Raw genomic sequence first — 15,427 nt, 5'->3', positions numbered from 1 at the left:
TGACGGTAAAAAAGAAACCCTTCCAAAGTTCAAAACTTTGGAAGGGTTGAACCTATTCTTTTATACCTTCACCAATTTCCACTTGCCTTTTCTAAACCAATAGATGCAAGCCAGCGCGTGCAGCGCAAAGGCTACGGCTACAGAGATCATGGCTCCCAGAAATCCATAATTCAGATAAATAGCCAGTGTATAGGCTAGCGGAATCTGTATGAGCCAGAAAAAGATAATGTTCATCACCACCGGTGTTTTGGTATCTCCAGCGCCATTGAAGCCTTGGCTGATCACCATCCCATAGGCAAAGGTGATGTAACCCACACAAATCACGCGCAGTGCCAAAGCACCATGCTCTTTGACTACTGGCTCGTTGGAGAAAATACCCACAAACTCTTGAGCAAACCAGAAAAATACAATAGAAACCACAAACAAAAACGCAGTGTTGAGGTGCGCCGTTTTCCATACGGAGCTTTCGGCTCTCTCTGGTTTGCCCGCGCCCAAATTCTGACCCACTAGCGTAGCTGCGGCATTGGCCATGCCCCAAGAGGGCAGTATGGTGAAAACAATGATTCTAAACGCGATGGTATATCCCGCCAATGCGGCACTGCCAAATTCAGAAATAATCCGAACAAGAAATATCCAGCTGGCCGACTCGATCAAAAATTGTCCCATGCCTCCTGCGGCGATGTCGAATATCCTTCTGATGGTTTGCCATTGTACTTTCACGTTTTCGATCGTCAGTTTGATGATACGCTGGCCACCAAACAAACCAACGAGCTGGTAAAAAACACCCGTAGATCTGCCAATCGTGGTCGCTATAGCAGCGCCCTCCACACCAAAACCCGGAATGGGACCCAAGCCAAAAATGAATATTGGGTCAAGCACTATATTCAACCCATTGGCAATCCACAGCGACCGCATCGCCATAGACGCATCACCTGCACCACGATAGATGCCATTGATCAGAAAGAGCAGCATGATACTGGCATTGCCGCCGAGCATCACTCGGGTATAGCCAGCCCCCTGAGCAATCAGCTGCTCAGTGCCTCCCATCATGCGCAGGATATCCTCCGCGTAGATGATACCAAATATGCTCACGACGATCGAGATCGAAACCGCAATAAGTATAGATTGAAAAGCCGCATCGCCTGCTTTTTTGGGATTCTTCTCCCCGATGCGTCGGGCCACTACAGCCGTGGCAGCCATACTCAAACCTATGGCTACAGAATATACAATCATGACTACGGATTCGGTAAGCCCTACCGTAGCTACTGCGTCTACACTGACTTTACCCACGAAAAACACATCGACCACGGCGAACAATGATTCCATAATCATTTCTAAAACCATCGGCACGGACAATAAAAATATGGCCTTGTTGATGCTGCCGGTAGTGAATTCTGTTTCTTCACCCTTTAGGGCAATAAGAAAATATTTATACCCTTTTTGAAGGGTTTGGATCAAACTTGTCATTTTTATAAAATATAAAGAGGTAAAAAAAGTAAAATAGCTGAGGTCTAAGTGGCCTTAGACAGTGGTGGCCGGAGTGGCCGTGGATGCTATGATCTTTTTGAGGAACTTCATAATGGCGCTAAGATAGCTCTATTTTCAATTAAACTATATATTTGAATTTATTTTTGTGGCTCATCAACTTCTAAGCGACAAAATGGGTATTGATATTATGAATAAATTTTTACGTGTGCTGGGCGTAGTACTGGTCCTAGCAAGTTGTGACGACCCCAACCCTTCCTGCTGCGACGAACCACAACTAATCGTACTTGGGGAGTCCTTTTCTATCAAAGAAGGAGAGACGGTAGAGGTGGAAAGCTCTACCGTAACACTTACTTTTTCTGAACTCCTCAATGACTCTCTTTGCCCCTATGACACAACTTGTCTCACGAATGGCACACTAGCTATCACAATCAACATCAGTGGAACAAACAAAACTTTGTCGATCGGTGATCAATCGCTGCCCACAGCAACTTATAAGAACTACACCATCGAACTCCAACGGCTAATCTACCCAACCAAATCCGATGAAAAAGCCAACAACAGCTCGACCTATGCTGTACAAATGGTGATTACTAGAGCATAAGTTCGTTCAATAGTCTTTTTATGACTTGTCCATTTAGGCCTTTAATCCGCTTCGTTCTAGCAGTGCATCCACCGTGGGTTCTTGACCACGAAACCTTTTATACAGTTCCATGGGGTGCTCACTCCCTCCTTTAGATAAAATGTTTTCTTTGAAAGATTTTGCAGTAACAGAATCAAATAACCCTTTCTCTTTGAAGACAGAAAATGCATCGGCATCTAACACTTCAGCCCACTTATAACTGTAATACCCCGCGGCATATCCTCCCTGAAAAATGTGGCTAAACTGTGTGCTCATACACGTCCCTGGTATCGGGTTGAATAAATCTGTTTGCTGCATAGCAGTCTGTTCAAAAGCAGCCACGTCAGCTACGTCAATGTTTTCTTTAGATAGTGAGTGCCACGCCATATCCATCAGTCCAAAACTGATCTGGCGAAGCGTCTGATAGGCTTCGTGATAATTGGACGAGGCTTTTATCTTTTCGATTAAATCCGCAGGAATAGACGCTCCCGTTTGATAGTGGCTAGCAAAAAGATCCAAACATTCTTTTTCCATCAGCCAGTTTTCTAATATCTGGGAAGGCAGCTCCACAAAATCCCAATATACGCTCGTGCCACTCAATGAGCTGTATTTTCCATCTGCCAGCATACCATGTAAGGCATGGCCAAACTCGTGAAATAAAGTCTCCACCTCGTTGTAAGTAAGCAGCGAGGGCTTAGTAGCCGACGGCGGGGTGAAATTGCAAACGATGGACACTACTGGTCTGTGATCGGCCTCTGTTTTCCATTGCCCGCGATAGGAGGTCATCCAAGCGCCTCCTCTTTTGCCCGATCTAGGGAAAAAGTCCGCATAAAATACCGAAATGTGCTTGCCCGATTCGTCCTCTACTTCGTAGGCCTGCACGTCTTTATGATAGACCGGAATGTCGTCATTCTTTTTGAATGTCAACCCATACAGTTTCTGAGCCACCTGAAAAATGCCATCTACCGCCTTTTCCAATTGGAAATAAGGACGCAGCATTTCATCGTCGAGCTGGTATTTTTCATTCTTTAGTTTTTGAGAATAAAATGCCCAGTCCCATCGCTCCAGCGTGATGTCGTCGCCCAGTTTCTTCACATAAGCTTTTAGTTCTTCTACCTCTTCTTTGGCTTTGGGCAATGCCTTTTCCAGCAGGTCATTCAAAAAGTCTTTGACCTTTTGCGGTTTTTCGGCCATACGCTCTTCTAGCACATAGTCGGCATAATTGTCGTAGCCGAGCAGTTGTGCCATTTCGAATCGTAACCGAACGATCTCCTTCACTATTTCCTGATTGTCGAATTCATCACCTTTGAAAGCCTTCGACATGTAGGCTTTGTACATTTTTTCTCTGAGCTCACGGTTTTCCACATATTCCATAAATGGAAGAAAACTAGGTGCCTGTAACGTAAAGAGCCACATACCTTTGTGGCCTTTTTCCTCTGCAGCTAGCGCCGCAGCATCGATAGCTCCCTCTGGCAATCCCACCAGATCTTCCTCACTTTCAATAAGGAGTTCATAGCCATTGGTTTCGGCTAGTACGTTTTCACCAAACTTCAAGGAGGCCATTGCAAGGGCATTGGAAAGGGCACTATATTTTTTCTTGTCTGCTTCGCTAAGATTGGCTCCACTGCGGACAAATCCCAAATAGGTTTTTCGAAGCAGCATGTGATCTTCCTTGTCGAGGCTCAGGCCAGACTGCGTATCATATACGACTTTGACTCGTGCAAACAATTGCTCGTTTTGCATGATTTCGTTCCCAAACTCGGTGAGCAATGGCGAAATGCTATTGGCCAAAGCTTGCATCTCGTCTGAAGTCTCTGCAGAGTTGAGATTAAAAAATATCTCTGCCGCCTGATCCAACCCTCGGCCACTTCGCTCTAGGGCAACTATGGTATTCTCAAAACTTGGCGCTTCCTCATTTTCAGCAATGAGCTGTATTTCTGCCCGTGATTTCTCGATTAATTGTTCGATACCAGGTTGGTAATGATCAAGTTGAATTTGAGCAAACGGAGGCACACCAAACGGAGTACTAAAAGACTGTAAAAGAGGATTGTTACTAGACATATTCATTCAATTTTGAGTCGGCAAAAATAGAAGAATCTCATACAAATGACTGTGCCATGTTCATATTAATGAATAGTTAATTTTGAAGATAAGGTTGTATTTATCGTATTATTGCATCAACTTTTCTTAATAATCAAAACTTAATAACTAATGAAAAAATTATTTACTCTATTAGCAGCCGTACTGGTAGGATCATCAGTATATGCGCAGGAAGGAAGCATGTATGTAGGCGGAGCTATTGGCTTTCAAGAAGACTACGTAAAAATAGCCCCAGAAGTAGGCACATGGTTGAAAAATGACTTACAACTTGGTGCTGTATTGAACTACACCAGTGACAAAACTAGTGGAGTAGGTGCAGAAATGTCAATCATTGCTCCACACGTATATCTAAGAAAATGGTGGCCTATCAGTGAAAAATTCTCTTTGTATATTGGTGCAAACGCTCGGTTCAACAAAGTAGGGGGAGATTTTGACGAGTCTGCTTTCGAAGCATTTGTAGACGCAGGTTTCGCACTTTCACTAGCTGAAAGATGGGGCATCGTAGGCCGTGCAGGCCAAGGTCTAGGCTTGTTTGCTAACGACTCCTACACAGACACCAATTTCGCACTAGACTTCAACATGTCTCCTGCTTCTATGTTCAACGTAGGTATCTACTATACATTCAAGCAATAAAAGAATTACACTCATTATTATATAATAGCCTTTCTGAATCATTCAGGAAGGCTATTTCTTTTTCAAGAAATCAAGGTTTCTTTTCAGTCCGGAAAACTTGGTGCGCTTCACGGCCGAGCCTTTGAATATTTCTCGAAAGAGCTCTTCAGTCATCTCATCCCAATCCACCCTTTTCATCTCGCCTAGTTTGCCATTTGGAGCAAAATCCTTCTCTTGGTGTGGCTTCGAAAATCGATTCCACGGACATACGTCCTGACAAATGTCGCAGCCAAAAGCCCAGCCCTCCATCTGCCCTTCAAAGGCTTTGGGAATTTCATTTTTGAGCTCGATGGTGAGGTACGAGATGCACTTGCTGCCGTCCACCACATAGGGCGCAGGAATGGCATCCGTAGGACAGGCATCCATACAAGCCGAGCAGGTGCCGCAATAGTCTTTGATCGGCCCATCATAGTCGAGCTCCACATCCAAAATGATTTCGGCAAGGAAGAAAAAAGAGCCCATCGACCGATTGATGAGTAGCGAGTTTTTACCCACCCAGCCAAGTCCCGCCTTAGCTGCCCAAGCACGCTCATGCACGGGCGCAGAGTCTACAAATACTCTAGCGTCTACCTCTCCTACTTGCTCGGTGATAGCTTGGAGTACGGTTTTCAGCTTGGGCTTAATGATGTAGTGATAGTCTTTGCCAAAAGCGTATTTGGCTATTTTCACCTCTTTGCCCTCGTTCAGGTCTTTTTCGGGGTAATAATTGTAGAGCAATGAAATCACCGTTTTGGCTCCCTCTACGAGCTTGGTCGGGTCGAGGCGCTTGTCGAAGTGATTGGCCATGTAGGCCATCTCTCCGTGCATGCCTTGATTGAGCCAATTTTCTAATTTGGGCGCTTCGTCTTCCAAAAACTCCGCCTTAGCCACACCGCAAAATTGGAATCCTTCTTCAGCGGATTTTTGTTTGATCAGTTGGGTGAGTTTGGTGCGGTTCACGATATCAGTCGAATAAAGTACCCATGCGAGATGGCGGTACTATTTTCAAATGCTTGTAGGCTAGTTCGGTAGCTTCCCTGCCTCGGCTGGTACGCTTGAGAAAACCTTCTTTGATCAAAAATGGCTCATAGACCTCTTCGATGGTATCTGCCTCCTCGCCACAGGCCGTAGCGATGGTGGAGATGCCCACAGGGCCTCCTTTGAATTTTTCAATAATGGTGGAGAGAATACGGTTGTCCATCTCATCCAATCCATGTGCATCTACATCCAATGCCTCTAGGGCAAATGTCGTGATGGCTTTCGTGATCGTGCCATTGCCTTTGATCTGAGCAAAGTCACGTGTCCGACGGAGCAGGTTGTTGGCGATACGAGGCGTGCCCCGGCTTCGCCTAGCCAGTTCTAGTGCAGCGTTTTCTTCTATAGGCATCCCCAATATACTCGAAGACCTTTTTACAATACTAGTCAACAAGCCAGAGTCATAATACTCTAACCGGGCATTGATGCCAAATCTGGCGCGAAGCGGAGAAGTGAGCAAACCCGAACGGGTAGTGGCACCGATAAGTGTAAAGGGGTTGAGCCCGATCTGTACCGACCGTGCACTTGGCCCCGAGTCGAGCATGATATCAATTTTGTAATCTTCCATGGCGGAGTAGAGGTACTCTTCTACTACGGCATTGAGACGATGGATCTCGTCTATGAATAAGACATCGTTAGGCTCTAGGTTGGTGAGCAGACCCGCTAGGTCGCCAGGCTTGTCTAGCACGGGGCCAGAGGTGACTTTGATACTCGAATTCAGTTCGTTGGAGATGATATGCGAGAGGGTGGTTTTGCCCAAGCCAGGAGGGCCATGGAGCAATACATGGTCTAGCGGCTCTTCCCGCTGTTTGGCCGCTTGCACAAATATTTTGATGTTTTCTACCACCTTGGCCTGCCCCGTAAAATCATCGAACGACAGCGGACGTAGTGCTTTTTCGAACTCTACTTCTTCAGGATTCAGGTCTTCCCCATCTGCATTCAAATAATCTTCCCTCATAAAATCAAGAATAATTTCGTCAAAAATAGAATATTCAGAGCAGTCTGTGAGGCTTCGCTTTCCTAAAGTTTGATTCTGTAGAGAGATATTACTTTCACCACCCTCTTCATAGCGACCAATCCATATCGCTCAATTGGGTTAAATATTCTTTCTTTGCTCACGCAAAAAATAGAAGTGATGCAAAAAAGACGAATTTTATTGATGGTATTGGCCGTAGGGGTTTTGGTTCTTTATCGTCAGATCAACCCCATCAAAACCCTAATATTGCAGCATGTAACTGGTACCACAATGGGTACCATTCCCTATTCCATCAAATACATCGCAGCACAAGAGGATGATTACAAAAAGGAAATCGATTCGATTCTAGTTGCTTTGAATCAGTCTCTTTCTACCTATATCCCGGATTCCGAAATCTCTCGGTTCAACCAAAATGACACCATCATCTTCGAATCTGGATTTATGCATCCCGTCCTACAGATGAGCAAAGAAATATTCGAAAACAGTGGAGGTGCTTACGACCCCACCATCGGGCCTCTGATAGATGCTTGGGGCTTTGGGCCAAAGAAAAAATCGAGTTTAGACAGTACTATTGTGGATTCATTACTTCAGGTTGTAGGATTCGAACAGGTCACATTCGATGAGTCCTCGGCTCATAAGCCCGCCCACACTTCATTGTCTTTTAGCGCTTCTGCCAAAGGCTATGCTTTAGATGTCATTGCTGACTTTTTGAAATCACAAAACATAGACCATTACATGATCGAGATTGGTGGGGAAGTCCGTTGTCAAGGTCAAAACCAAAATCAAACTGTGTGGAAAATAGGCATCGAAACTCCAGAGATGAGTCAAACTGTAGGCCACCCATTTGCCACCGTGTTTGTAAAAAACCGATCTCTAGCCACTTCTGGCAATTATCGGAATTATTATAAAGAAAATGATCGAATCATCAGCCACACCATCAGTCCTTTCACAGGCTATCCGATTTCGCACCACCTGCTAAGTGCGTCCATTTTCGCAAACAATTGCACAATCGCCGATGGCTATGCGACGGCTTGTATGGTGCTAGGCCTGGAGGAGTCTATTCGTATGATAGAAAAACTAAACGGAGTGGATGCTTTCTTTATATACTCAGAAACTGACGGAACACTAAAGTCCTACGCCACAGCAGGCATTCGGTCTCAAATAGAAATCTTACCTTAAAAACTTCCTTTCAACTCGACTTTAATACTTAGCAATCATATAATTAATCCCAACCTGCATGGTTTGATTCCATTGATCAATCAGGCGATCATTGATTTTTTTATCGTGTATAGAAATGGCCTTAATGAGGGACTCAATCCATTTTTCGTACATCCAAGCAGGTATATCCATATGTGTGCGATCGTGCGATTCCGCCAATCGATTTACCTTTAGTTCCGCTGCATGACTGCCTACTGCAAATTTGATCAAATGAGACAACCCATGCCTTAACAAAGCCTTTTGAGCCTCCATATCCGTGTTTTTAAATCGTTCTTGAATCGCTGGAGACGAAGCGAAAAAAATTTGATAAAAATCATCGAAAAATTTAGGGGAAACCGTACATCTCCCATAGCTGAGTTTAAGTTGGTTTAATTGTTCTTCTGTAAGCATAGCTGTCTGGTTAAAACAGCAAAACTATTTGACTCTATTGAATGAGCATCTGATCAAAATCATCTTTTCAAATGACCTTTGAACTTATCGGGTAAGTAAAAATTCCTCTTTCTCTCTACAGAATAGGTCTTCTTGTTTGTGCTAATTAATATTGCACTCCAAAATATGAGCGAGCAAACAAACAAAAAGGAATGGTTTGACGAATGGTTCAATACCATATACTACCACATCTTGTACAAACACAGGGATTACGAAGAAGCAGCTTCTTTTTTGGATCACCTCATCGATTATTTCAAATTAGCACCCAATGCCAAGATATTAGACTTGGCTTGTGGCAAAGGGCGTCATTCGATATATCTAAACAAAAAAGGATTTGACGTAACTGGCGTCGACCTGTCGGAAGAAAATATCAAAGCAGCCAGTGCTAGTCAGAACGATTCCTTACGATTTGCTGTTCATGACATGCGCGATGTATTTAGCCTCGAACAATTTGATTATGTATTCAACCTATTTACCAGTTTTGGCTACTTCGATTCGAAAGAAGAAAACCTGAACGTGATAGATGCTACGATCAAATCATTAAAACCAGGAGGTATGTTTCTGCTTGACTTTTTGAACCCTTATGTAGTGGTCAACAACCTGGTACATGAAGAAGATAAAACAATTGAAAATATTCACTTTCAAATCCGCAGAACATACACCGAGGATGAATACATTGTGAAAAACATCAGTGTAGATGATCACGGTCAGCATTTTGAATTTCAAGAAAAAGTAAAGGCCATCAGACGAACTGATTTTTTAGCGTATTTCGAGAAAATTGATTTGAAAGTAATAGATATCTTTGGAGACTATGAGCTATCCGACTACAAGGCGGAAGAGTCTCAAAGGCTCATTTTTGTTTTAGAAAAATAATATGATAGTCAATTCTATTGTCCTGTTTTTATCAGCCTTAGTAGGCGGATTATACGCCTTGCGGGTCACCAAAACCAAGGCGTCTGAGGTCAAAAGCATACTGGTATTTGCAGGTTCTTTCCTGTTTTCTATTACCATCGTCCACATTCTGCCCGAGCTATTCGAAACCCACAAAAACCAATTCCATATCGGGATGTTTATTTTGGGTGGTTTTTTCTTTCAGCAGATCTTAGAGTATTTCACCAATGGCGTAGAGCATGGTCATATGCATGTGCACAAACACGACAAAGAGCATTCGGTCTGGTCGGGCGTATCACTGATGGCTGCACTATGCATGCATAGCTTTTTAGAAGGCACCATACTAGCACACCCAGAAGTGGTACATAGTGGGCATAGCCAAGGCTCCTTGCTCACAGGCGTAGTCTTACACAAAATCCCTGCAGCACTTGCGCTAATGACTGTGCTGGCTTGTCAGTATGACAAAAGGAAAACACAACTAATTCTTCTTTTTATTTTTGCCTTAGCTTCACCGCTGGGTGTATTGGCTGGACACTGGATAGTACCTATAGGTTTATTTAGCGAAGACGGTCTGGTCATGCTATTTGCCTTCGTAGCAGGCAATTTTCTACACATCTCTACTACGATATTCATCGAGTCGAGTCCTGAGCATCGCTGGAATTCCAAAAAATTATTAATCAGTATATTCGGAGCAGGGCTGGCCATACTTGCGGAGGTATTTTCTTAACTCTCCTAAAAAAGAGTGTAGATCAAGTGTGTTTTCTTAAAAAGAAAAAGATTATAGCGTAGATAGTTGCATTCGCTAATGAAAATTTAACCCCGCTATCTTCTTGCATTACAAAAATCCTGTCTATGTTTGCATCCAATTCAAGAAATTATGACAATAAGGACACAACATCATCACCATTATATGATCGCACAGACGAGGTGATATTGATGTAGTCAATATAAAATATCAAATCCCGTCTGAGTAACATTGGTCGGGATTTTTTTTGTCCTTACAGCGTTTACTCAGACACTAACAAAACGAAAAATGAGTAAACTAAAAATCGCAGTTCAGAAATCAGGTAGGTTAAACGAAGAATCAATAGGTCTTCTTAAGAACTGTGGCATCCACATCGACAACGGCAAAGACCAACTCAAAGCCAGTGCGACAAATTATCCACTCGAAGTACTTTATTTGAGAAATGGCGACATCCCGCAATACGTGGAAGATGGCGTAGCAGACTTGGCTATAGTAGGAGAAAACCTACTGGTAGAAAGTCAAAATGACATCGAAGTAGTAAGAAAATTAGGTTTTTCTAAATGCAAGTTATCACTCGCTGTGCCAAAGGATGTGGACTATGAAGGGGTTCAGTTTTTCGAAGGCAAAAAAATAGCCACTTCCTACCCAAACACGCTCACCCAATACCTCAAAAACAACAACGTAAACGCCGAAATCCACTTGATCAAAGGATCGGTCGAGATCGCCCCAAACATCGGCCTAGCAGAAGGCATCTGTGATTTAGTCAGCTCTGGCAGTACGCTCTTCAAAAACGGATTGAAAGAAACCGACACCATACTTACTTCCGAGGCTTGCTTAGTCAAAAGCAAAAAACTAACCTCCGAACAAAATGCGCTACTAGACACTCTACTGTTCAGACTCGATGCCGTACAAAAAGGCAAAAAATCTAAGTACGTACTGATGAACGTGCCCAACGACAAACTCGACATAGTAATCAATCTTTTGCCCGGCATGCGCAGCCCAACTGTACTACCTTTGGCAGAAGAAGGATGGAGCTCCGTACACTCAGTAATCGAAGAAGGTGAATTTTGGGAGGTAATCGATCAACTCAAAATAGCTGGGGCAGAAGGACTCTTAATTGTTCCAATAGAAAAAATGGTATTATGATTTTAGCCAAAAATCCAAGTCGACAAGACTGGGGTAAACTCACACAGCGCCCCGCTCTCAAGCAGCAAAATCTCAATCAGTTAGTCAATGAAGTTTTTCAAGCGATCAGAGAAGAGGGAGATCGCGCCGTACTCTCTTATACCAAGATATTCGACAAAGCTGAAGTAGAAAACCTAAAAGCCACGCCCGAAGAGCTCGCTGGGGCTGGCGACAAAATCTCAGAAGACCTGAAAGCAGCTATCCGTTTAGCTGGTGCTAATATTGAAAAATTTCACCGCGCACAAACACCTACCGTAGTAGAAGTGGAAACCATGCCCGGCGTGAAGTGCTGGCAAGAAACAAGACCCATCGAACGTGTGGGCATCTATATACCCGGTGGCACGGCGCCTTTGTTTTCTACCGTTTTGATGCTGGCCATCCCAGCACAGATCTCTGGATGCAAAGACATCATACTCTGTACACCTCCTGACAAAAACGGACAAATCAATCCAGCTATTCTATTTGCTGCGCACTATGCTGGCGTTACACAAGTCTTTAAAGTAGGCGGGATTCAGGCCATTGGATCAATGACTTTCGGCACAGAAAGCATCCCTAAAGTGCACAAAATTTTCGGGCCTGGCAACCAGTATGTGACCGCGGCCAAACAGCGAGCAACCCAACTCGGTGTAGCCATCGACATGCCAGCTGGCCCATCAGAATTACTCGTGCTAGGAGATGATACTGCCAAAGCCGAATTCATAGTTTCTGACTTACTTTCTCAAGCCGAGCACGGCACGGACAGTCAAGTCATTTGTATTGTGAAAACACCTTCCTTGATCCCGAAAATTCAAGAAGAATTATTGAATCAACTGCCTTCGCTTCCGCGAAAAGAGATTGCTAGAAAAGCCATCGAGCACTCTAAACTCATCCTCATGGAAGACGATCAAGACTGCTTAGACTTCATCAATGAATATGCTCCTGAGCACTTCATCCTTTGTGTAGAAAATGAAAGTTTTTATCTCAATGGATTGATGAATGCTGGTTCGGTTTTCATCGGCAACTATACACCCGAGAGCGCGGGAGATTATGCCTCTGGCACCAATCACACCCTACCCACCAACGGGTTTGCCAAATCGTTTAGCGGCGTAAACATCGACGCTTTTTGCAAAAAAATTACTTTTCAGAAAATTTCTGAAGAAGGCATCAAACGCATCGGGCCAGCCATCGAGTTTATGGCAGAAGCCGAGCAATTGAAAGCCCACAAATTAGCCGTTACCAAAAGACTATTATCACTCTAAGACATGGATCTATCCTTACTGATTCGGAAAAACATACTCAACCTCACGCCCTATAGCTCGGCTCGAGATGAGTTCGATCATGTGGCAGAGGTCTATCTAGATGCCAACGAAAACCCATTCGAAAATGGATACAATCGCTATCCAGATCCTTATCAAAAAGCAGTCAAAAATCGCTTGAGTGAAATCAAAGGACTGCCTGTAGAAAACATGCTTTTGGGCAATGGCAGTGATGAGGTGCTGGACTTGATCTATCGTGCTTTTTGCGAACCCATGCAGGACAATGTGGTCTCGCACAACCCAAGCTACGGCATGTATCCCGTGCTCTCAGAGATCAATAATGTGCCACTCCGAAAAGTAAACCTTGACGAAGGCTTTCAGCTCAATGCCCAAGCCATGATCGATGCGTCAGATAAAAACACCAAACTGTTTTTCATCTGCTCACCAAACAATCCCTCAGGCAATATTTTGGCTAAAGCCGAAATCAAAAAAATATTGAATTTAAAGCGAGGGCTGGTCATCATAGACGAAGCTTATATCGATTTTGCCAACACAGATTCTTGGTTGACCGAATTGGCCAACTACCCCAATCTGATCGTGTGCCAGACCTTGTCCAAGGCCTGGGGCTTAGCAGGGTTGCGAGTAGGAATGTGTTTCGCTTCCGCGGAAATCATCAAAGTACTCAACGCCATCAAACCTCCCTACAATGTGAATGAGCTGTCTCAGCAAGCGGCGCTCAAAGCATTGAATGAAGAGAAGCATTTCAAATCAAATTTGAAAATCATCCTTAACGAAAAAATAAAAGTAGAGCAGGCACTAGATCAGATGCCAAGCATTCTCAAACGATTCGCATCCGATGCCAACTTTATCCTCGTGCGAGTAGCAGATGCCAAAGCGCTGTACGACTATTTAATGGCTCGCCAGATCATCGTACGCAACCGCTCAAAAGAATACCTTTGCGACAATTGCCTGCGACTGACCATCGGTACACCTGAGGAAAATGAACGGTTGATTGAAGGAATTAAAGCATATAGCAAAAATTGACTCTCACTTGTAGAAATGACAAAGAGATAAAAAGACATAAAACTGTTGTTCTTGTTGGAGATATGACCAGCAAGTCAACTTGAAAAACATAAAATGAAAAAAGTATTATTTATAGACCGTGATGGTACATTGGTCATCGAACCACCAGTAGACTACCAACTGGATTCTCTCGAAAAACTGGAGTTTTACCCAGGTGCTTTTCAGTGGATGGCCAAGATTGCTAAACTTGGCTATGAACTGGTGATGGTGACCAACCAAGACGGTTTGGGGACTGATTCTTTTCCAGAAGAAACGTTTTGGCCTGCACAAAAAAAATGCATAAAGGCTTTCGAAAATGAGGGTGTGGTATTCGATGCCATAAAGATCGATCGCAGCTTCCCTGCCGACAATGCACCTACTCGTAAGCCCAGAACGGGCCTACTCACTGAGTACATGACCGGCGACTATGACCTGGCCAACTCTTTCGTGATTGGCGATCGCATCACTGACGTAGAACTAGCCAAAAACCTAGGTGCCAAAGCCATTTTCATCGCCAATGAAGAAGGACTAGGAGCAAAAGAGATTTCCACGAAAGTAGAAGAACTCCAACCCTGCATCGCCTTGACTACCACGGACTGGCAAGACATCTACGAGCTCGTGGCTCGTGGCTCTAGAACGGCAGCCGTAAAACGCACCACCAAAGAAACCGACATCGATATATCGGTAGAGCTAGATGGTACGGGGCAAGCGCAAATCGACACTGGTATCAAGTTTTTTGACCACATGCTGGATCAGATTGCCAAGCACGGCTTACTCGATCTCAAAGTAATGGTGAAAGGCGACTTGGAAGTAGATGAGCACCACACAATCGAAGATACAGGCATCGCCTTGGGCGAGGCCATAGCCGAAGCACTGGGCAACAAGAAAGGCATCGAACGATACGGATTTTGCTTGCCGATGGACGACTGCTTGTGTCAAGTCGCACTAGATTTTGGTGGGCGCAACTGGATCGTATGGGAAGCGGAGTTCAAAAGAGAAATGGTGGGCAAAATGCCAACCGAAATGTTCTTTCACTTCTTCAAGTCTTTCTCCGACGCTGCCAAGTGCAATTTGAATATCAAAGCTGAAGGTGACAACGAACACCACAAAATTGAAGGCATTTTCAAAACATTCGCCAAAGCGATAAAAATGGCCGTGAAGCAAGACAAAGACAAAATGATTTTACCCTCAACCAAAGGCATGCTATGAGTAAGGTAGTAATCATAGACTACGGTGCAGGCAATGTAAAGTCGGTCAAATTCGCCTGTGAGCGATTGGGACTCGATGCCGAACTAAGCAACGACGCCGAGGTGATCCAGTCTGCCGACAAGCTGATATTTCCCGGACAGGGAGAGGCCAGCAGCTCTATGCGCTCGCTAGAAAAATACGGCTTGGTGGAAGTGATCAAAAATGCCAAACAGCCCTTTTTGGGCATCTGCCTCGGCATGCAGATGATGTGCGAATACTCCGAAGAAAACGACACCAAAGGCTTGGGCTTATTTCCACTGCCAGTGAAACTATTTCCCGACAAGGGACTGAAAGTGCCTCACATGGGGTGGAACGAAATCGAAAATCTAAAAACGCCACTTATGAAGGGGCTAAAGGAAAAAGAGTACATGTATTTTGTACATTCGTACTATGTACCTGCTTCGGAGTGGACGATTGCTAGTGCCAACTACCCAGAGCCGTTTAGTGCCGCGTTGCACAAAGATAATTTTTATGGTTGTCAGTTTCACCCAGAAAAAAGCGGAGAATTTGGACAGCAAATTTTGAAAAATTTTATAGAACTATAG

General features: G+C 44.1%; 15 protein-coding genes. 10 read left to right on the top strand and 5 right to left on the bottom strand.

What is annotated here, in order from left to right:
- Window positions 1–60 precede the first annotated feature (60 nt).
- On the bottom strand, window positions 61–1,467 hold the full coding sequence (locus N7E81_RS05485; RefSeq protein ID WP_263052281.1) for an MATE family efflux transporter: 1,407 nt from the start codon (window positions 1,465–1,467) through the stop codon (window positions 61–63).
- 208 nt (window positions 1,468–1,675) lie between these two features.
- Between N7E81_RS05485 and N7E81_RS05480 the strand changes: the two genes are divergently transcribed.
- On the top strand, window positions 1,676–2,089 hold the full coding sequence (locus N7E81_RS05480; RefSeq protein ID WP_263052280.1) for a hypothetical protein: 414 nt from the start codon (window positions 1,676–1,678) through the stop codon (window positions 2,087–2,089).
- A 33-nt stretch (window positions 2,090–2,122) separates the two neighbouring features.
- Here N7E81_RS05480 and N7E81_RS05475 read toward each other — a convergent pair whose 3' ends face one another.
- The gene (locus tag N7E81_RS05475; protein WP_263052279.1) at window positions 2,123–4,168 is read right to left on the bottom strand and encodes a M3 family metallopeptidase; all 2,046 of its coding nucleotides are present in this window, start codon (window positions 4,166–4,168) and stop codon (window positions 2,123–2,125) included.
- A 150-nt stretch (window positions 4,169–4,318) separates the two neighbouring features.
- Here N7E81_RS05475 and N7E81_RS05470 point away from each other — a divergent pair, with 150 nt between their 5' ends.
- Window positions 4,319–4,840 (top strand): hypothetical protein, encoded by a 522-nt coding sequence (locus N7E81_RS05470; RefSeq protein ID WP_263052278.1) that lies wholly within the window; start codon window positions 4,319–4,321, stop codon window positions 4,838–4,840.
- A 51-nt stretch (window positions 4,841–4,891) separates the two neighbouring features.
- Here N7E81_RS05470 and queG read toward each other — a convergent pair whose 3' ends face one another.
- Together queG and ruvB are read right to left on the bottom strand one after the other, a co-directional pair.
- Complete coding sequence (queG, locus tag N7E81_RS05465) at window positions 4,892–5,821, bottom strand: tRNA epoxyqueuosine(34) reductase QueG (RefSeq protein ID WP_407692711.1); 930 nt, start codon at window positions 5,819–5,821, stop codon at window positions 4,892–4,894.
- Between the two features lies 1 nt (window position 5,822).
- Entirely contained in the window at window positions 5,823–6,851 is a 1,029-nt protein-coding gene (ruvB, locus tag N7E81_RS05460) for a Holliday junction branch migration DNA helicase RuvB (RefSeq protein WP_263052276.1), read from the bottom strand.
- 177 nt (window positions 6,852–7,028) lie between these two features.
- On the opposite strand from ruvB, the gene N7E81_RS05455 reads away from it, so the two are divergent.
- Window positions 7,029–8,048: an FAD:protein FMN transferase gene (locus N7E81_RS05455; protein ID WP_263052275.1), complete on the top strand. Its 1,020-nt coding sequence runs from the start codon at window positions 7,029–7,031 to the stop codon at window positions 8,046–8,048.
- 21 nt (window positions 8,049–8,069) lie between these two features.
- On the opposite strand, the gene N7E81_RS05450 is transcribed toward N7E81_RS05455, so the two are convergent.
- Window positions 8,070–8,477: a globin gene (locus N7E81_RS05450; RefSeq protein WP_263052274.1), complete on the bottom strand. Its 408-nt coding sequence runs from the start codon at window positions 8,475–8,477 to the stop codon at window positions 8,070–8,072.
- Window positions 8,478–8,642: 165 nt separating this feature from the next.
- Here N7E81_RS05450 and N7E81_RS05445 point away from each other — a divergent pair, with 165 nt between their 5' ends.
- The 7 genes from N7E81_RS05445 (at window position 8,643) to hisH (ending at window position 15,427) form a co-directional block, all read left to right on the top strand.
- A complete protein-coding gene (locus N7E81_RS05445; RefSeq protein ID WP_263052273.1) occupies window positions 8,643–9,389 on the top strand; it encodes a class I SAM-dependent methyltransferase in 747 nt (248 codons plus the stop codon).
- Between the two features lies 1 nt (window position 9,390).
- Window positions 9,391–10,134, top strand: coding sequence for a ZIP family metal transporter (locus N7E81_RS05440; protein WP_263052272.1), 744 nt, complete (start codon window positions 9,391–9,393; stop codon window positions 10,132–10,134).
- 306 nt (window positions 10,135–10,440) lie between these two features.
- On the top strand, window positions 10,441–11,298 hold the full coding sequence (gene hisG / locus N7E81_RS05435) for an ATP phosphoribosyltransferase (protein ID WP_263052271.1): 858 nt from the start codon (window positions 10,441–10,443) through the stop codon (window positions 11,296–11,298).
- The gene (hisD, locus tag N7E81_RS05430) at window positions 11,295–12,575 is read left to right on the top strand and encodes a histidinol dehydrogenase (protein WP_263052270.1); all 1,281 of its coding nucleotides are present in this window, start codon (window positions 11,295–11,297) and stop codon (window positions 12,573–12,575) included. The genes hisG and hisD overlap by 4 nt, the downstream gene beginning before the upstream one ends.
- A 3-nt stretch (window positions 12,576–12,578) precedes the next feature.
- A complete protein-coding gene (gene hisC / locus N7E81_RS05425) occupies window positions 12,579–13,616 on the top strand; it encodes a histidinol-phosphate transaminase (protein ID WP_263052269.1) in 1,038 nt (345 codons plus the stop codon).
- A 93-nt stretch (window positions 13,617–13,709) separates the two neighbouring features.
- On the top strand, window positions 13,710–14,843 hold the full coding sequence (gene hisB, locus N7E81_RS05420; protein WP_263052268.1) for a bifunctional histidinol-phosphatase/imidazoleglycerol-phosphate dehydratase HisB: 1,134 nt from the start codon (window positions 13,710–13,712) through the stop codon (window positions 14,841–14,843).
- On the top strand, window positions 14,840–15,427 hold the full coding sequence (gene hisH / locus N7E81_RS05415; RefSeq protein WP_263052267.1) for an imidazole glycerol phosphate synthase subunit HisH: 588 nt from the start codon (window positions 14,840–14,842) through the stop codon (window positions 15,425–15,427). Before hisB ends, hisH begins: the two co-directional genes overlap by 4 nt.

The sequence above is a fragment of the Reichenbachiella carrageenanivorans genome, assembly GCF_025639805.1.
GTDB lineage: Bacteria > Bacteroidota > Bacteroidia > Cytophagales > Cyclobacteriaceae > Reichenbachiella > Reichenbachiella carrageenanivorans.
Note: the sequence above shows the minus strand (reverse complement) of the source record. Positions and strands in the feature narration are given on the sequence as shown.